The 16,371-nt window shown below is 62.3% G+C and carries 17 protein-coding genes and 2 pseudogenes; 5 read left to right on the top strand and 14 right to left on the bottom strand.

Going from position 1 to position 16,371, the window contains the following annotated elements:
- Positions 1–41 precede the first annotated feature (41 nt).
- Complete coding sequence (locus ACAM51_RS26795) at positions 42–710, bottom strand: metalloregulator ArsR/SmtB family transcription factor (protein ID WP_218295262.1); 669 nt, start codon at positions 708–710, stop codon at positions 42–44.
- A 70-nt stretch (positions 711–780) separates the two neighbouring features.
- Here ACAM51_RS26795 and ACAM51_RS26800 point away from each other — a divergent pair, with 70 nt between their 5' ends.
- The 3 genes and pseudogenes from ACAM51_RS26800 to ACAM51_RS26810 form a co-directional block, all read left to right on the top strand.
- A complete protein-coding gene (locus tag ACAM51_RS26800; RefSeq protein ID WP_369644019.1) occupies positions 781–2,232 on the top strand; it encodes an MFS transporter in 1,452 nt (483 codons plus the stop codon).
- Positions 2,233–2,243: 11 nt separating this feature from the next.
- Positions 2,244–2,717 carry a DUF2165 family protein gene (locus ACAM51_RS26805; RefSeq protein WP_369644020.1) on the top strand — a complete coding sequence of 158 codons (474 nt, stop codon included), beginning with the start codon at positions 2,244–2,246 and terminating at the stop codon, positions 2,715–2,717.
- 108 nt (positions 2,718–2,825) lie between these two features.
- A pseudogene (locus ACAM51_RS26810) lies at positions 2,826–3,029 on the top strand (integrase); the annotation flags it as partial.
- Positions 3,030–3,694: 665 nt separating this feature from the next.
- Here ACAM51_RS26810 and ACAM51_RS26815 read toward each other — a convergent pair.
- From ACAM51_RS26815 to ACAM51_RS26825, 3 genes are all read right to left on the bottom strand, one after another.
- The gene (locus ACAM51_RS26815; protein WP_369644021.1) at positions 3,695–4,372 is read right to left on the bottom strand and encodes an IPTL-CTERM sorting domain-containing protein; all 678 of its coding nucleotides are present in this window, start codon (positions 4,370–4,372) and stop codon (positions 3,695–3,697) included.
- Positions 4,373–4,387: 15 nt separating this feature from the next.
- The gene (locus ACAM51_RS26820; protein ID WP_218295266.1) at positions 4,388–5,068 is read right to left on the bottom strand and encodes a hypothetical protein; all 681 of its coding nucleotides are present in this window, start codon (positions 5,066–5,068) and stop codon (positions 4,388–4,390) included.
- A 65-nt stretch (positions 5,069–5,133) separates the two neighbouring features.
- Entirely contained in the window at positions 5,134–6,447 is a 1,314-nt protein-coding gene (locus tag ACAM51_RS26825) for a choice-of-anchor Q domain-containing protein (protein WP_369644022.1), read from the bottom strand.
- 194 nt (positions 6,448–6,641) lie between these two features.
- On the opposite strand from ACAM51_RS26825, the gene ACAM51_RS26830 reads away from it, so the two are divergent.
- Positions 6,642–7,730: a LuxR C-terminal-related transcriptional regulator gene (locus ACAM51_RS26830; RefSeq protein WP_369644023.1), complete on the top strand. Its 1,089-nt coding sequence runs from the start codon at positions 6,642–6,644 to the stop codon at positions 7,728–7,730.
- A gap of 464 nt (positions 7,731–8,194) precedes the next feature.
- On the opposite strand, the gene ACAM51_RS26835 is transcribed toward ACAM51_RS26830, so the two are convergent.
- The 10 genes from ACAM51_RS26835 to ACAM51_RS26880 form a co-directional block, all read right to left on the bottom strand.
- The gene (locus tag ACAM51_RS26835; RefSeq protein WP_218295268.1) at positions 8,195–8,500 is read right to left on the bottom strand and encodes a Dabb family protein; all 306 of its coding nucleotides are present in this window, start codon (positions 8,498–8,500) and stop codon (positions 8,195–8,197) included.
- A 73-nt stretch (positions 8,501–8,573) separates the two neighbouring features.
- The gene (locus ACAM51_RS26840) at positions 8,574–9,353 is read right to left on the bottom strand and encodes an SDR family NAD(P)-dependent oxidoreductase (protein ID WP_218295269.1); all 780 of its coding nucleotides are present in this window, start codon (positions 9,351–9,353) and stop codon (positions 8,574–8,576) included.
- A gap of 15 nt (positions 9,354–9,368) precedes the next feature.
- The gene (locus ACAM51_RS26845) at positions 9,369–10,145 is read right to left on the bottom strand and encodes an SDR family oxidoreductase (RefSeq protein WP_369643919.1); all 777 of its coding nucleotides are present in this window, start codon (positions 10,143–10,145) and stop codon (positions 9,369–9,371) included.
- A gap of 24 nt (positions 10,146–10,169) precedes the next feature.
- Entirely contained in the window at positions 10,170–10,460 is a 291-nt protein-coding gene (locus ACAM51_RS26850) for an SDR family oxidoreductase (protein ID WP_369643920.1), read from the bottom strand.
- Between the two features lie 28 nt (positions 10,461–10,488).
- Positions 10,489–11,526 carry a TRAP transporter substrate-binding protein gene (locus ACAM51_RS26855; protein WP_369643921.1) on the bottom strand — a complete coding sequence of 346 codons (1,038 nt, stop codon included), beginning with the start codon at positions 11,524–11,526 and terminating at the stop codon, positions 10,489–10,491.
- Positions 11,527–11,572: 46 nt separating this feature from the next.
- On the bottom strand, positions 11,573–11,974 hold the full coding sequence (locus ACAM51_RS26860; RefSeq protein WP_218295272.1) for a cupin domain-containing protein: 402 nt from the start codon (positions 11,972–11,974) through the stop codon (positions 11,573–11,575).
- Positions 11,975–12,038: 64 nt separating this feature from the next.
- The gene (locus ACAM51_RS26865; protein ID WP_218295273.1) at positions 12,039–12,953 is read right to left on the bottom strand and encodes a fumarylacetoacetate hydrolase family protein; all 915 of its coding nucleotides are present in this window, start codon (positions 12,951–12,953) and stop codon (positions 12,039–12,041) included.
- Positions 12,950–13,651 carry a GntR family transcriptional regulator gene (locus ACAM51_RS26870; protein WP_218295274.1) on the bottom strand — a complete coding sequence of 234 codons (702 nt, stop codon included), beginning with the start codon at positions 13,649–13,651 and terminating at the stop codon, positions 12,950–12,952. Before ACAM51_RS26870 ends, ACAM51_RS26865 begins: the two co-directional genes overlap by 4 nt.
- 16 nt (positions 13,652–13,667) lie before the next feature.
- Positions 13,668–14,948 carry a TRAP transporter large permease subunit gene (locus tag ACAM51_RS26875; RefSeq protein ID WP_218295275.1) on the bottom strand — a complete coding sequence of 427 codons (1,281 nt, stop codon included), beginning with the start codon at positions 14,946–14,948 and terminating at the stop codon, positions 13,668–13,670.
- 26 nt (positions 14,949–14,974) lie between these two features.
- Complete coding sequence (locus ACAM51_RS26880; RefSeq protein ID WP_218295276.1) at positions 14,975–15,532, bottom strand: TRAP transporter small permease; 558 nt, start codon at positions 15,530–15,532, stop codon at positions 14,975–14,977.
- Between the two features lie 532 nt (positions 15,533–16,064).
- Between ACAM51_RS26880 and ACAM51_RS26885 the strand changes: the two are divergent.
- Positions 16,065–16,308, top strand: a pseudogene (locus tag ACAM51_RS26885) (M20/M25/M40 family metallo-hydrolase); the annotation flags it as partial.
- Positions 16,309–16,371: the final 63 nt, after the last annotated feature.

Consider the following 16,371-nt stretch of genomic DNA (forward strand, 5'->3'; position numbering starts at 1 on the left):
GCAGCAGGCCGATCTCACCTTTGCAGGTGTCTTGAGAGCGCTCAGGACTGGCGGTTGACGGCAACGATGCGGTACACGCAACGCGTCGCGCCCGCCAACAGATGTTGCTCACGACTGACTCGGGCATCCGCACCAGCGACTTCCTGGAATAGCTGCAGTTCCGAACGGCAAAAACCCTGGCAGGTGCGCGCGGCGATGCAGATCGGGCAGTGGTCCTCGATCAACAGCCAGCCGCTCCGGTCACGTTCGACACGCGCCATGTAGCCTTCTTCGGTACGAACGGTGGCGAGCTGTTCAAGCCGCTCCTTCAGGGTCCGGCCTTTGCAGACCTGCAAATACGTGGCCCGCGCCTCGGCTTCGCGCTGCGCGATCAGACGGTCCATCCCTTCTTCGCCAAACAACGCGCGCACCGACCCGATCATCTGTACGGCCAGCTGCGCATGCGTGTCCGGGAACCGGCCGTTGCCGGCCTCGGTCAGCACCCAGTTCTGGCGCGGGCGCCCCACGCCAGGCAGCGCTTCCTGCCGCCCCTCGATCCATCCAGACGCCACCAGTTTCTGGACTTGCTGCCGGGCCGCCTCCGGCGTCAGGTCCATCGCCGTCGCAAGCATGGCAGTGGATGCGGCGCCCTTGGACTTGATGAAAAAAAGGATGCGATCCGCCGTCGGCAGATCTGCCTTATTTTCAAAGTTTTTACTTGTATAAAGCATGGCACCCACTTAATATGCAAGGAATGACTTGGATTTTAAGTCATCCCGTTTTGCCCCTCTCCGTGAATCCATGAGTTCTCCTGCGTCCCCTTCCCTTTCTCCTTCTGTTTCAACGGCCACCTGGAGCGATTTGTTCACCGGCACGAATGGCTGGCTCGCCCTGGCCCTCACCGGTGGCGTGGCGCTGCATGCCGTCAACGTGCACATCGTGACCACTGTATTGCCGTCGGTGGTCCGGGACATCGGAGGGCTGGACTGGTACGCCTGGAGCACCACGCTCTTTGTGGTGGCCTCCATCCTGGGAGCCGTGCTGTCGGTTCGGCTGCTCGGTGTGGCGGGGCCCCGCGACGCCTGCCTGGCGGCGTTGGCGGTGTTCGCGCTCGGCTCGGCCATCTGCGCCGGCGCGCCGTCCATGCCGTGGATGCTGGCCGGACGCAGCGTGCAGGGCCTGGGAGGCGGCACACTGGCCGCGTTGAGCTATGCGCTGATACGGATCGTTTTCGCGCCTGCGCTGTGGCCGCGCGCGGTGGCCCTGGTGTCCGGCATGTGGGGCGTGGCCACCCTGTGCGGGCCGGCCGTGGGCGGCCTGTTCGCGCAGGCGGGACATTGGCGATGGGCGTTCTGGACCCTGTTACCCGTGGCGCTGCTACAGGCGCTGCTGGCCGCCCTGAAGCTGCGTCCTGCACGCACCCAGGCAGCGGCCGTCCCTGCGCAGGCGGGCATCCCTTTGGCCCAGGTCGTGTTGCTGATGGCATCGGTGATGGTAGTCGCCGTGGGCGGCCTCTCGTCGGCACTGATGGTGCAGGGGGCGGGTGTCGCAGCGGGGCTGGCGTTGGGCGCCGCGGCGATTGCATGGGATCGCCGGGCATCCGTGCGCTTGCTGCCTTCGGGCGCCACGCGGCTGCGCTCACCTTTGGGAGCGGTCTATGCGAGCATCGCCTTGCTGCTGATCGGCACCACCACCGAGATCTTCGTGCCCTACTTTCTGCAGGTGCTGCAGGGCCTGACGCCACTGGCCGCGGGCTACCTCACCGCCGCCATGGCAGCCGGCTGGAGTGTGAGCTCGCTGGTGTCTTCGGGATGCACCGGAGCCCGCGCCGAGCGCCTGCTTCGCACGGGACCGATGCTGTGCGCGGCTGCCCTGCTGGCCCTGGCGGTGCTGGTGCCTGCCGGCGCCGGTCTGCCGGCGAGCGCAGGAATGGCGCTTTGCGGTGTGGCGTTGGCAGGCGTCGGCGCCGGCGTGGGCATGGGCTGGCCGCACCTGGTCACCCGCCTGCTGACACTCGCTCCGCCCGGTGAAACCGACACGGCGTCGGCCGCCATCACGACGGTACAGCTCTATGGCATGGCGATCGGGGCGGCGATGGCAGGGCTTGTGGCCAATGCAGCGGGGCTCACCCGCCCAGGAGGCGCGGCGGGCGCACAGTCTGCCGCGCTGTGGCTGTTCGCTACCTTCGCGCTGCCGCCCGCAGTGGCCATACTGCTGGCGCGCCGGATCACCCGTCGGCAAGGAATTTCGTGATGGGGGCCGGTATGTCACAGGAGCTGTTCCTGGCGGTCCATGCCTTGGGCCTGGCGATCTGGCTGTCCATCAGCGTCATCAACAACTGCCACGCGCTTGGCGGCTCTACAGCTGCCATCGGCGCAACGATGTCGATGGCGCCGCTGAAGCAGCAGCCCGCGATCGACACGCCACTCCTTTCACGGGCCATCGATTCGCCCGCCGTTCACCGACTCGCGCTGCTGTGGGTGCTGGCGCTGCAGACCGTGGCGGCAGCCGCGTGCTGGGCGGGCTGCTGGCAACTGCTCGCCGTGGGCGACCTGGTCACCGCCCGGCCCTGGCTGAACCTGGCCTTGAGCACCTTCGCAGCGTTCTTGTTGTCCATGCATCTCGGGGGGCTGTGGTTCGGCTATTGGATCCGGCAACAGAGCCTGCAACTGACCCACATCGCCCTGCTGGTCTGGGTGGCTGCTGCCTTTGTTGTCTTCAATATGGCGTGGGCATAGGCGGGGCAGTACCACGTGCTCCGCCCATCGGTGCCGGAGAACTGGGAAAGGCTCCCCAACAGAGTACACGTCAGGAGCGGAGGCTGACTGGCGGCCTGAAGGACGTTGAAGCGGTCGGGGGTACCTTACCGGAACCCCTGTCAAGTTCGCCACACCTCTGCCTCCACCCTGCCGACCTCTGGCCAGAACCCCTGGTACGTCGCCCAGCAGTTGGGACATGAAGACGTGGAGATGTTCCGGACCTGCGGAAAGTTCATCCGCAAGGACTACCAGAAGTCCAAGGCCGAATTGCGCATTGTGGGAAGCGCCTGATCGGTGCGATTCGCGTGCGATTTCGGTGCGATTCTCAGCACCCTACGAAGACACTTCGGGGCAAAGAAAACCGCCACAGGCTGGCGGTTTCCAGTGTGTGGCGGTGTCTTCGATGGGGCATGGGGGTACAAAACGATGGATGAGCGCAGCCGGCGGGGGTACAGATTCCCCTATGGCGAACCCCCTTCTACAGAGGGAAGTGGGGGTACAAAAGACCGATTTCACCAGATTTCTGGGTTTGTACCCCCACTTTTGTTTGGCTGGGCATGGACGGCTGTAGACGGCCATGGTCTGCAAGTTGTTGATTCAGCAAAGAAAAAGGTCGTCCACTGGATTAGTGTGGACGCCCTTGGGCTGGCGTCTACTGAATGATTTATGGAAACAGCTTATATAAGCCAACTTTCACGACAAAAACCCGTCTTGTTCCCCGGCTTGTTCCCCGGTCTTTACATCCTTCATTTTGCTCATATTTCAAGCGTTTTGCGGAATCGAAGTTGATGGCATTTGGTCTGCGCGAAGCCTTGGCGCACTAGGTGAATTTGTTCGGGCGATCTCGAAAGACTCCTGCACAAAAAAAGGCGGGCTGTTGCCCGCAAAAGATGGAGTGAACTCACTAACGACTCAATAGCCGCTTACGCCCGCTGCATAGTTGCTTCAGCCTCTTTTTATGCAGAACGCTGCTTGCGCCACCGCCACGCGCCCACCCCCACCATCAGGGCGGACAGCAGCAGCAGCCCCCATTCGCCCAAGGTGGGCACGGCGTTGACGCCGCCCGGCGTGGGCGGTGTGGCGGAGAGTGCCCAGGTGCCGCCCGGTTCGCCGTCCCATTGGCTCGAATAGGCGTCGCCCGAGTCGATGTTTCCACACATCACGGCGCCCTGCACGGTGAGACCCGGTGGCGCGTTGCACAGTCCATTGTGGGCGCCTCCGTAGTGGATGTTCATGAAGTCGATGTGGTCGCCCTGCGCATGCGGGGCGGGCGTTTGCCAGCGCTGCACGGCGACGGCGAGATCCAGCACCCCGCCCATGGTGGTGGCCGTGATGTAGGCCAGCGACACCTGCGGGTCGCTGCTGGCATAGGTGGTCAGTCCATCGGTAAACGAGAACGAAGTCACCTGCGCCATGATGTCCTGGTTGCTGAGATTGTTCGGCAAAGGCGACGCCGTGGAGAACGAGCCTGCCTGCCCCATGGCCGTGGTGTAGGCGCCGCAATTGCCGGCAAGGCAGTTGGTGAAGTTGTGCAGGGCGGGCGCGGTGTAGGCCGGGCCCGTGTAGGTGTAGGTGGCGGCCCAGGCGCCGGCCTGGAGGAAGGCGGCAGCCAGCAGTGTGAGGGTTTTCTTCATGGAAGCGGGTGAGTTTTAAGAAGTGAGATTGCGCCGCCCGCGCAGGGCCAGGCCCAGCAGGCCGGCGGCGGTCAGCGCCAGGGCGAAGGGGTTGTCCACCGGCACGGACTGCACGCCAGCGGAGGGGCCTGGAGGCGCCAGGGCGCCTGGGTCGGCCCAACTGGTGTTGTCGTCCCAGGTGCCGTTGCCCTCGCTCTGGGTGCATGTGTCGCCACCCCCAGGCGCTGGGGCAGTGGTCAGGCAGATCACGTTGTGACGGCTGCGAGAGGTCGTGTTGACGTCGTCCAAGCGCATGTTGGCGCCGTTATGCGGCCCGGATTGCTGCCAACGCGTAGCGAGTATCTGCAGCTTTGTCAGTTGGCCTGCGGCATCGGTGGTGGCTTGGGCGAAGTTCAGCGTGACCAAGGGGTCGCCGCTGGCATAGGCGACCAGGCCGTCAAAAATCGAGAACGCTGTGATATTGCCCAGAGGGATGGAGTCACTCGTCATGTTGGGCGGGAGCGCCACGGTGGTGGTGATCGTGGCCGTCGGCCACATGGCGGTGCTGAAGTTGGCGCAATCGCCCGCGCCGCAAGGGGCGGTGAAGTTGTGCACAGTGGCCGAGTCGTACAGGTTGCCGGTGTAGCTATAGGTGGCGGCCCAGGCGCCCGTGTGGGCGAATGCGGCCAGGGTGATGAGGGCTAGTTGTTTTTTCATGGCAAGAGGGTTTGGCAGAAAAAGTGCTACCAGCACTTATCCAGCAAGCGCAGGAAGCTATCTTTTTAGGAGTTCTTGCGCCGTCCGCGCAAAGCAAGGCCCAGTAGACCGACGGCGGTCAGCGTCAAGGCAAAAGGGTTGTCCACGGGCACGGCCTGCGCGTTGCCGCCACCCCCCCCGGCCCAGATGCCCAGGGCCGATTCATAGGCCCCGATGTCGGCCCGCCCCATCTGCACACGTGCGGCGCCGCGTTGGTCAGTGGCGGGGATCACTCCGCTGGTGGGGCCTGCGTTGATGGCGGGGCTGCCCGCTTGCAGTGCATGAATGGGGGCGATCAGGTTGTTGACGTAGGCCAGCGGCGCCAGCAGCGGGTTGGCGCTGGCGATGTCGCCCGCCGCGCCAAAGCCGCAGGTGGTGCCGCTATCGAGGTTGTTGCCGCCGGATTGCAGTTGGTCCGTCAGGTTCCAGCAATTGATGCCCACCGTCGGGTTGGCCACGATGCTGCCGCTGATCTGGGCAGGACCGACCGCTGCCAGTTGGGCACCGCCCGGCTGGGTGGCTGTGTTGGCAGCGATGGTGGCAAAGCGGACGTCGGCAGTGCCGTTGGCCGTCACGCTGATGCCGCTGCCTTGTGGCGCCGTGTTGCCCGAGATAGTGGAGTTGACGAGGTGCAGCGTGCCGCCGACGCCGATGCCGCCCCCGCTGCCGGCAGGGCTGGCCACGGTGTTGTTGTCGATGGTGCTGCCGCTGATGTGCGCGGTGCCGCCGACGCGCACCATGACCCCGCCACCGGCAATACCAGCGGTGTTGCCGGTCACGACGCTGTCGATCAGGTGGAGTGTGGCCGTGTCGTGCACATAGATGCCTCCGCCCTGCTTGGTGGTGGAGCTCGCTGAACTGTTGCCTTGCAACCCCACCCGAGTGAGTGTGGCCGTTCCGCCCCCAACGACCAGGCCGCCCCCAAACGCCGAGCCCGCGCCGGTGCCGCCGATGATGGCGAGGTTGGTCAGGTTGACGGTGTGGTTGCCGGTGATTTGCAGCACCAGGCGGTCGCCGCCACCGTTGATGGCGGTGGCACCCGCGCTCACGCCCATACCGTTGATGGTGAGGTCGCTGCTGATGGTGAGGAGGTTGTTTGCGGGCGCTTGCGTCAGCTCGTAGTTGCCCGAGTACAGGGTGATGGTGTCGGCGCCGGGCAGCGCGTTGGCCTCCTGTATGGCGGCGCGCAGCGAGCAGGTGCCCGCTACGCCCGTGCCGCACATGCCGTCCCCTGGGGTGGGGTCGCTCAGGTCAGCGGCGGTATCGGCGACCAGGGTGGCGGCCTGCGCCCAGGCGCAGGCAGTGAGGGCGAGCAAAGCGGCGATGCATTGTTTTTTCATGTGATACGGGAGCAAAAACTTCTATCCCAAGCACTGTAGAAAATCTCATCCCCCGCCGCCACGCCCCTAGGGGGGTGAAGCTCATTGCATGCCAGCACCCCCTTGGGGGGGGGGGCAAAAAAGTTATCCATGTGCTAAGTTGTTGCGTGCGCAGCGCATTGATACGTTGCGACGTACAACTAGATCGCGGCTCCATGTCTCTTCCCCGCATTCAGCAACAGGCCGTGGCGCGCCTGCAACAAATGGCCTGCCTGGATTTCAGCGGGCCGGAGCTTATCGAACCTGTGCTGCATGAACTGCATCGCTTGATCGGCTTTGATACAGGCGTGTACTTCCACCCCGATACCGACGGGGTGTGGGATGCGTATAGCGAACCCTCGGCCGCGCGCGAGTGGATGCACCTCTATTTCGATCCGCAGCTGAGAGCGTCGGAACTCAAGCTGGTGCGCTACAGCCTGCACGACTTCGCTGCCGCCATGCGCCACGAGCATGGAGTGCTATCGATGGAGCAGATCATCACCGTGCCGCGCCATGAGTTCATGCGCAGCGAGTTCTACAACGAGTTGGCGCGGCCGTGCGAGTGGCAAGACTTTCTGAGCCTGGTGCTGCGCACGCCGCAGAGCCAGGGCGTCGGCTCGCTCAAGCTGTGCCGCAAGCCTGGTGCACCCCGCTTCGCGCCTGAAGACGCCGCCATGCTCGGGCGGCTGGAACCTTGGCTGGCGCGCATCCTGCAGCCTGGCGAACTAGATCCGCAGGGCAGCGTATTGGTTGACAGTGCCACGCTGGTGGCCACGCCACAGGGCCGGCTGCTGTGGACGTCCCCCCAGGCAGACAAGTTGATGGCGTTAGCCTTTGGCTTGCGGTGGTATCAGCGCAACGAGCTGCCATGCGCGCTGCGGGTGTTGCTGGAGCGCCTGCGCTCCGTGGTGAAAGGTGCCGCGCCCGTACTGCCGCAGATGGACCTCCATAACGCCAGCGGCTTGTTCTCGCTGCGCGCCACACAGATGACCGACGTCAAGGGCGAAGACCGGGCGGTGGGCATCCACATCGCGCAGCGGGTACAGCGCGTGACGCAACTGCTGCCCGCGCTGCGTGCGCTTGGGTTACCGCAGCGCCAGCACGAGTTGGCCTACTGGCTGGCACGCGGCCTGCCCGAAGATCAGATCGCTGCGCACATGGGTATCAGCACCCACACTACTACGTCCTATCGACGCCAGATCTATGACCGACTACGTGTCCACAATCGCCAGGAGCTGCAGGCACTCTTGTTTACGCTGCATTGAAGCCCGGCGAAGGGGGATTTGACCTCACGTTTTTCGGCGCAATGCAGTCATCGAAAGATAGGACCGGGCTCTCCGCCGACGGACCCTCTCGGATGCCGACCACCAGCTCCGCGTGCGGTCCGCGATGCGCTGTCTCGCCCGGACTCCAACGATCAGTTCTAACAGCTTGCGAGATCAATTGAGGCCGCCATGGCGGCCACGTTGCGCTAGGATCTCCCGTGCATAGCCAGACCGCGAGAAATCCGACCGAGCAGGCTCTGAAGGATCAGGCCCGCACTGTCGTGCCGAGTCTCGAATTGCTGACTACGCTCCCGTGAACTGAATATCGTCGGCTAAATTATTTGCCTTCGCCCAGAGCTGGGCGTCTTTTTTCTGTGTAAATAGCAGCAGCGGAAACAGGCGTAACTTGCCCTCTATGGCCGCCACAGCTGGGCAGAAGTTCGTATGCCAGGTACTACCTAGGACTATTGCAATTGCAGGGGCGCTGCGCCATCGAAAACCACAAGTCGCTGGATGTATGGCCCCATATAGGTCTTCATTTCCACATGGGCCGGACTGGCCTGGTAAGCGTCGTGCGCGGGGCGGCCCTTGAACGCAGACACCACCGCATGGGTGTAGCCATCGGATCGAGCTGCTTCATTGGCGCCAAAGTGGTAGGTCAGCACATCCGCGCATTCTTGGCGAATCCGCACGGCATAGGCCTCCACTTTGTGGAAAAACTCGGGGCCGGCATCGGGAATGAACTCCATCATGACGAGGTGCATGTACATGGGCAGGGATCTTTCTGATTCGTGGGGATGCACGGTGCATCACACAATGGGTAGAGACAAATGGACTGCGGTCCTACATGCGGGCCAACATTCCTCCGTCGATGGCGAGAACATGCCCATTGACAAACGAACCGGCATTCGACGCCAGATACACCACGGCAGGTGCGATGTCGTCGGGCTCTGCCCATCGACCTATTGGCACGGCGCTCTGCAGGAAGCTGTCAAAACCTTCGCGCTCCTGCAGACCCTGCGTGAACTGGGTGCGCACGAAGCCCGGAGCCAGCGCATTGCTGTTGACGCCAGCGCTGCCGTACTCCACCGCCAACGCGCGGGTGAATGCGGCGATAGCACCCTTGGCCGAAGCGTAGGCTGCGATACCGGGCATACACGCTTGGCCGGCTACGGAAGACATCAAAATGATCCGGCCAAAGCCCTTGCGCGTCATATGCGGCAACACCGCGTGGGCGCAATTGAAGGCGCCGTTCACATGCACATCGAACAGCGACTGCCACTGCACAAGCGTCATCTCGGTCACCAACTTGCGGTTCTGGTTTCCGGCATTGCTGACCATGATGTCGGGCGCCCAGCCGTCGAAGGCCAGTGTGTCAATGGCCTGGCCCACCGCCTCGGCCTGGGATACGTCGAACACAGCATGACGCGCTTCCACGCCTTCCACCGTCAGCAAGCGCACGGCCTCTTCGCAGCGGCCTGCGTCCAGGTCATTGACCACGATGCGTGCTCCCGCTTGCCCCAGGTGGCGGGCGATGGCCAGGCCCAGGCCCGCAGCACTGCCTGTCACACAGGCCACGCGGCCCTGTAAGCCAAAGTTTTTTTCAAAATAGGTCTTTGCCATGTGGATTGCTTTCTTTCAACGCAAGGATTGGATGCCGGCACAAACGTTCAGGCTCTGGCCAGTAAAACTGCGCCCCGCTGAGGACGCGAGAAAAAGCGCAGTCTGTGCTACGTCAGCCAACTGCACCTTGCGGTGCAAGGCCACGTTAGCCAGGATTTCGGTGAGCATGTCGGCCTCACTGATCTGGCGCGCCTGCGCCTTGGCCGCCGTGACGTTCCGGGAGCGCTCGCTGTCCACGATGCCGGGTAGGATGGCGTTCACGGTGATGTCGTCGCCGCCCAGTTCCAGTGCAAGGCTTTGGGTCAGCCCAACGACTGCCCACTTGGATGCAGCATAGGGCGTACGCAGCGGGTAGCCCAGGCGCCCGGCCACCGAACTGAGGTTGATGATGCTGGCGCGATGCGAGGTACGCAGCGCCGGAATCGCGCGGCGCACGCACAGGTACTGGCTGCGCAGATTGACCGCAATGGTCTCGTCCCATTGCTGCGGTTCGATTTCCTCGATACGCGCCGTGGGACCAGCAATGCCGGCATTGTTCACCAGTACATCCAGGCCGCCCAGCGTCGCCAAGGCGTGACCAAACCAGGCATCCACCGCAGCGGGGTTGGACGCATCCGCAATCCAGCCGCCACCTCCCGGCAGCGAGGGCACGGCAGCTTCAATGGCAGACGCCGAGATGTCGCTGATTTGTACCCGAGCCCCTGCTTGCGCAAAGGCCTGGGCAATGGCCAGGCCAATGCCAGAAGCACCTGCGGTGACCATCACGCGCAGATCTTGAAATTGCGTGTCCATATTCTGTTTCTCAGTGGTTGCGCTTCAGCGCATATAGGAACCGCCATTGACATCAAGCCTGGCGCCGCAGACAAAGCTGGCACCTGGTGAGCACAGGAAGGCCAGCAGCCAGGCGATCTCGTCCGGCGCGCCAATGCGTGGTGCCGGCACATTCTTCAGCGTGACCGGATCGGCCACTGCTACCACGGGGAGTTGCGACGGCACCCGGTGCCACCGCGTTCGCCTTTGCTTCTGGCGCGGTACGCCGTGCCAGCTCTGGGGCAGGAAAGCGACCGTGTTGAGGTCCGCTCGTCCTGTCAGGAAGCGACCGGGCATGGCCGGTCCGGGAGGCGCTATATCAGGTTCAGGGAGTCCTGCGGGCCTTCTCGATAGTGGCCATGGTCTTGTTGACCAAGTCGACACCCAGTTCCGGCTTGTACTTCTCGATCACTGATGCGGTAGCTTGCACCATGCGGGCGTGTTCGGCGGGCTCGATGGTATTGAACTTCATGCCGGCCTTGATAAGGTCCTTAACCACGTCTGCTTCCATTTTTCGGCTCACTTCACGGTGGTAGGTCTGGGCTTCCTTGCACGAGGATTCCAGTACGCCACGCTCGGCGGTGCTCAGGCGATCCCAAAACTTCTTGCTCACCAATACGACGGCAGGCAGATAGAAGTGGCGGGTTTCGGTCAGGTAGGTCTGGATGTCCTGATAGGAGCTGGACTTGGTGACCAGATAAGCGCTTTCCTGCCCGTCGATGGCCTTGGTTTCCAGCGCGGTGTAGGTTTCTGGGTAAGGCAGAGGCAAGGGCGTGGCACCCAGCGCCTTGAACACGTCGATGTACACGCGGTTCTGCAGTGTGCGCAGCTTCAGGTCACGGAAGTCTTCCAGGCGATTGATGGGATGCTTGCTGTTGGTAACCTGGCGGAAACCGTAGTCCATGTAGCACAGGCCAATGAGGTTCTTTTCTGAGAACTTTTTGAGCAACGACTGGCCGACTTCCCCATCCACGACGGCATCGGCTTCCTTCTCGCTGCGGAAGATGAAAGGCAGGTCGAAAATGGCAAGTTCTTTCACGTTGCCGGCAGCGCCTGCGGTGGAGACCACCGACATCTCCAAGATACCGCCCTGGGCAGACGACATCGACTGGATCTCGTTGCCCAGCGTGGCGCCAGGGTAGCCAGTGACTTTGATCTTGCCCCCGGTCTTGGCGCCGACAATCTGGGCAAACTTGTCCACGGCCAAGCCGATCGGGTTGTCCTTGGCGACGGCGTAGCTGAACTTGATCTTGCGGTCCTGGATGTCCTGCGCATGAACTTGCATGCCGCCCATGGCGATCAGGCCGGTCGTGATGGCCAGGCCCAGGTTGCGGATACGGGGGGAAGTCTTTTGTGCTGTCACGTGTGTCTCCTAAAAAAATGGGGCCATCGAAAGGGGTCTACGTCAATTACTTCAGTTCCTGGCCGTCCAGTTCCCCGCCCAGAAACTTGTTCGGCTTGAGGAAGAAACACAGCACCAGCGCACCCTTGGGCGAGCGGGCGACATGGCGATGGCCTCTGGGGCGCCAGGCGAAATTGCCTGCCATGTAGACACCATCGTCGTCTTCGAACTCACCTTCGAGCACATAGCTCTGCTCGATTTCCACGTGTTCATGCAACGCGAGCACCGTGCCGGGCTGCCAGCGAAACAATGCCGTTAGCAAGCCGGTGTCGTCGTCCTTCACCAGCACCTTCATATCGATGCCCGGCGTCGGGGTGGGCTTCCAGGGCAGGTCGTTCACCGCCACGTTGCGCGAATCAAGGGGGCCGTACTTTTCAGCGTTGGGCAGGAAAGGGGTCATCAAGGCCATGTTGTCTCCTCAGGAATAGCGGAAGTTGAATGGAACAGCTGCGTAGCGCAGCTATTGAGGCGTGCTAGGCGACGACGGTATTGGTCAGCTCGCCAATCCCCTCGATACGTGCTCGCACGGTCTGGCCTACCTGGAGGCACCGCTGCGGGCGCTGGGCAAAACCAACACCTTTGGGGGTGCCGGTAGCGATGACGTCCCCTGGCAACAACGTCATGCCCGCCGACAGCTGCGCGATGACGGTGGCCACGTTGAATATCATGGAGTTGGTGTTGTCGTTCTGACGCTCTTCGCCGTCGACTTCCAGCACCAAGTTCAGGTTGTCTGGATTCTCGACGGCGCTGGCATGCGCGACCACGGGGCCAAGCGGGCAGCTGGTGTCCAAGCTTTTTCCCTTGAACCATTGCCCATGCAGGCGCTGCAGGTCACGCGCTGTTACATCGTTCAGGATGGTGTAGCCGAACACATATTCGTGCGCCTTCTCCACAGGGATGTCGCGCCCCCCCTTGCCGATGACGATGGCCAGCTCTACCTCGTAGTCGAGGCTATTGGTCAACTGGCCGTGGCGCAGTACACAGCCGCGGTGCCCCACCAGGGCGGTGCGTGGTTTGGTGAAGAACTCGATGGCCTGCGGAAAGGCATCGGCCGGGCGGCCATTGGCCAAATTCCCTTCGATGATGTGCTCGCGGTAATTGCGGCCCACGTTGAAGATGTTGCGGCCGGTGAGCGCCACTGGCGGCAGGATGGTCGCGCTCGCATAGAGCACGGTGCTGGCGGTATTGCCGCTGGCAAGGGCATCGCCGGCCGTCTGGATGGCCTGCTGCGCTAGCGCGACGGCAGCATCACCACCTGCGATGAGTTCATCCACCGATGCGGGCGCCGGCTGGACCGGCCATGCAGCTGTCAAGTCGAGGATGTGGGTATCTGCGATCACGGCGCCGAGTCGGACGCCATCACCGTGGAGGAAATTGAGGAACTTCATGTGGACTGCTTCTGTGGGGAAATACTTTGCACGACTTGCTGCGAGCCTCCTTGTTCAACGGCCACAAGCAGTGCGCGCACATGGGCTCGTGCCAGGGCTTCGGCTAGGTCGGCATCTCGCCGCTCGATGGCATCGATGATTTCAAGGTGCTCGCGCAGAGAATCGGCGCTGCGGTGCAGGCGAGCGATGGTCTGGCGGCGGTAACTGGTCTGAGGGTGGCCGAAAGACGCCCACACACGTTCGAGCAGATGGTTGTTGGCCAGCCGAATGACCTCTACGTGGAAGGCCACATTGGCTTGGGAATACTGGGCCGCCTTGGCTTCGGCCACTCCCGGCTCCAGGAAGGGCTCGAAAATGGCGCGCAGTGCTATCACGTCACGCTGCGATGCGTTCAGCGTTGCCTCGCGCGCGGCGAATCCTTCTAGCTGCTCACGCAGCTGCAGCCATTCGCGGTAGTCACGATCGCTCACCGGTTGCAGCAGCGCACCACGCCCCGGGCGCAGGCTGATGACTCCGGTGCTGTCGAGCCGAATCAGCGCTTCACGCACTGGCGTGCGGCTCACCCCTAGTTGGTTGGCCAGGTCTTCTTCGCGCACGCGGACGGGCTCAGTAATGGCAGAGCGCAACTCATTGAGGTGCGCGCTCACGGCCTCGAACACGCCAGCAGTCGTGGACTTTGGGGAAAGCTTGGTATTCATTGCAGATCCCTCAGAATCACTTGGTCAGGAAGTTCAGAGGCACCATCACGATCGAGGGGAACAGCACCAGCAGGAACATGACGATGAACTGGGCGATCATGAATGGCACCACCCCCTTGGCCACATCGTCCAAGCGCATCCTGCCCACACCAGCCACCACGTTCAGCACCGAACCCACCGGCGGGGTGACCAAGCCAATGGCATTGTTCATGATGAAAAGCACACCGAAGTAGACCGGGTCGATACCAGCCTCTTTGATGACGGGCATGAGCACAGGAGTGAGGATCAGGATGGTGGGCATCATGTCCATGGCTGTTCCCACGACCATCACCAGCACCATGATTGCCACCAGCAGCAAAGTGGGGTTGTCCATAAAGGGCTTGAGCATGCCGATCACTTGGTCTGGAATGTCGGCTACGGTGATCAGCCATGCCGAGACCATGGACGCTGCCACCAGGAACATGATCACCGCGGTGATCTTCGATGCCGAGACGAACACCGTGTACATCTGGCGCAGGCTGATCTCTCGATAGACCACTGTAGATACCAGCAACGCATACACCGCAGCCACTACGGCGGCCTCGGTGGGTGTAAACACGCCGAACTTCAGTCCGAAAAGCACGATGACAGGCAGACCCAGGGCCCATAGCGACCCCTTGAGCGCTTGGAGCTTCTCTTGCGTCGTGGACGCAGCGGGGAGATTCACGCTCTCGCGGGACGCCACCAGCCACCAGGCCACGGCGATGGCCACCCCCATCAGCAGGCCGGGCACGATACCCGCCATGAACAGCTTGCCGATGGACACGTTGGCCGCAACCCCGAACACCACGAAGCCGATGGAGGGGGGAATCACCGGCGCAATGATGCCGGCCGATGCGATCAAACCACCGGCCCGCGCCTTGTCGTGGCCTGCCTTGACCATCATAGGCAGTAAAAGAGCGGCCAGTGCTGCCGTATCGGCCACGGCCGAACCAGACAACGCTGCCATCAGGCAGGCCGCGATGATCGCAACGAATCCCAGGCCCCCACGCATGTGCCCGACCAGAGTGATAGCCAAGTGCACGATGCGCTTGGACAGACCGCCCACGTTCATGATTTCACCGGCCAGCATAAAGAACGGAACAGCCAGTAGCGGAAAGCTGTCGGCACCGTTGATCACGTTCTGCGCGAGGATCTGTGCGTCGAACAGATCCAGGTGGAACATCAGGGCCAAGCCCGAGAAGAGCAGCGCATAGGCGATGGGCATACCGATCGCCATGGCCGCCAGCAGCGCGCCTACAAAGATGAGCACCGTCATTTCCGTCTCCGATTTCTTATGAATGCTTACTTGCGCCTATCCACAGCGACGACGGATGGAGGCAGCACGAGATGTGCCGTTTCTTCGGATTCCTGCACCATCACCAGTTCAGCGTCTGAGAGCTTCCCGCTCACTGTCAGCCAGAACTGGTGCAGCAGGATGAGCAGCGTGGACACCGCGAACAAGACGCCCGCAAAGTAGAAGATGGAGACCGAGAGGCCACTGACAGGTGCCTCCGTTTCGCGATTCACCACCACCTGGCTCCAACTGCCGGTAAACATCAGCCAAGTGATGTAAAGCATGATGACTTGCACCGCCACCAAACAGAGTCGCTGCGCCCAGGCGGGCAATCGCACGACCACCATGTCCGTGCCCATGTGGCCGCGCTCGCGCATTACGACCACAGCGCCCATGAACACCATCCAGACAAACATCCAGCGGGAGATTTCCTCGGAGATCAGCCAGCCTGTGCTGAAGAAATAGCGCAACACCACGTTTCCGAATACCAGGACAACCATGGCGGCCATCAACAACGCACACACAGCTTCCAAGGCCTGGCAATAGGCATCCAACAAGCGATTCATGACCCATCCTTGGCAATCGACCCAACACGCGAGGCCTCGACTGCCCGCAGTGCTTTTGAGCCATTCAGTATGCAATTCATAGTTTTGTATGCAAAATATAATTTTCGTGCACGGATTTTCATCGTGGATACATAAAACCGCTCTGGGGTTTACCCCAATGGAGAGCCAATGACATATGGCGGACCTCGCCAACACAAATTGCTCGCGTCACGGAAGCAGGTTCGGAAACTTTCACTGGGCGTGTGAGCGCATTGAGCGCGGCGGGCGCTGAAGCGAACGCCCTGGGTGCATCTACCCCGCATGGGACGGTGGGGCCAGCGGTCGAGGTCATTGCGCAGCACATACCGGATGCCCCCTCTTGTCGAGGTGGCCTGCGCACGCCTAGCGCTCGAAGAAAACAGTGTGCTTTTCACAAAGCCCGCGCAAACGGAAAAAGATGCGGGCCTCACTACCGCCAAGGCAGCAGAGCAGTGCCTAGCGCTGACCGAGACCATCAATGCCCATCCAACTCAGCGGCCCCAGCTCGCTGATGGGCTTGCCAGTGCACCGTGGTCTGGCGGTGACACGTGCGGTGGCAAAGCTCTCGAATGGCGAAGGGCCGAGCATTGCACTACGCGCAGACCCAGTTGCGCTCAACATGCAGGAGCTTGGCCCCACTACACACATCCCAGTGCGCCGGAAAGATGCATGCCTGCGGACACGACGCCCATACCCCCATGCTGCTGGGCGCAGCAGCCTATCTGGCGCGCCACAAGCCCTTCAAAGGCACGGTCTACTTCAATTTCCCCGGGATGCCACGTGGACATTTTGGTATCCGTAGGCGCTAGCCCGCTTCGCGG

This window comes from Acidovorax sp. A79 (assembly GCF_041154505.1).
GTDB lineage: Bacteria > Pseudomonadota > Gammaproteobacteria > Burkholderiales > Burkholderiaceae_C > Acidovorax.

Excerpts from the sequence above, each read along its gene's own strand:
- ACAM51_RS26870 (WP_218295274.1), bottom strand. The coding sequence starts at position 13,651 with ATGAATACCAAGCTTTCCCCAAAGTCCACGACTGCTGGCGTGTTCGAG.
- ACAM51_RS26860 (WP_218295272.1), bottom strand. The coding sequence starts at position 11,974 with ATGGCCTTGATGACCCCTTTCCTGCCCAACGCTGAAAAGTACGGCCCC.
- ACAM51_RS26805 (WP_369644020.1), top strand. The coding sequence starts at position 2,244 with ATGTCACAGGAGCTGTTCCTGGCGGTCCATGCCTTGGGCCTGGCGATC.
- ACAM51_RS26815 (WP_369644021.1), bottom strand. The coding sequence starts at position 4,372 with ATGAAGAAAACCCTCACACTGCTGGCTGCCGCCTTCCTCCAGGCCGGC.
- ACAM51_RS26820 (WP_218295266.1), bottom strand. The coding sequence starts at position 5,068 with ATGAAAAAACAACTAGCCCTCATCACCCTGGCCGCATTCGCCCACACG.
- ACAM51_RS26800 (WP_369644019.1), top strand. The coding sequence starts at position 781 with ATGAGTTCTCCTGCGTCCCCTTCCCTTTCTCCTTCTGTTTCAACGGCC.
- ACAM51_RS26875 (WP_218295275.1), bottom strand. The coding sequence starts at position 14,948 with ATGACGGTGCTCATCTTTGTAGGCGCGCTGCTGGCGGCCATGGCGATC.
- ACAM51_RS26865 (WP_218295273.1), bottom strand. The coding sequence starts at position 12,953 with ATGAAGTTCCTCAATTTCCTCCACGGTGATGGCGTCCGACTCGGCGCC.
- ACAM51_RS26880 (WP_218295276.1), bottom strand. The coding sequence starts at position 15,532 with ATGAATCGCTTGTTGGATGCCTATTGCCAGGCCTTGGAAGCTGTGTGT.
- ACAM51_RS26825 (WP_369644022.1), bottom strand. The coding sequence starts at position 6,447 with ATGAAAAAACAATGCATCGCCGCTTTGCTCGCCCTCACTGCCTGCGCC.
- ACAM51_RS26845 (WP_369643919.1), bottom strand. The coding sequence starts at position 10,145 with ATGGACACGCAATTTCAAGATCTGCGCGTGATGGTCACCGCAGGTGCT.
- ACAM51_RS26850 (WP_369643920.1), bottom strand. The coding sequence starts at position 10,460 with ATGCCCGGTCGCTTCCTGACAGGACGAGCGGACCTCAACACGGTCGCT.
- ACAM51_RS26795 (WP_218295262.1), bottom strand. The coding sequence starts at position 710 with ATGCTTTATACAAGTAAAAACTTTGAAAATAAGGCAGATCTGCCGACG.
- ACAM51_RS26835 (WP_218295268.1), bottom strand. The coding sequence starts at position 8,500 with ATGTACATGCACCTCGTCATGATGGAGTTCATTCCCGATGCCGGCCCC.
- ACAM51_RS26830 (WP_369644023.1), top strand. The coding sequence starts at position 6,642 with ATGTCTCTTCCCCGCATTCAGCAACAGGCCGTGGCGCGCCTGCAACAA.
- ACAM51_RS26840 (WP_218295269.1), bottom strand. The coding sequence starts at position 9,353 with ATGGCAAAGACCTATTTTGAAAAAAACTTTGGCTTACAGGGCCGCGTG.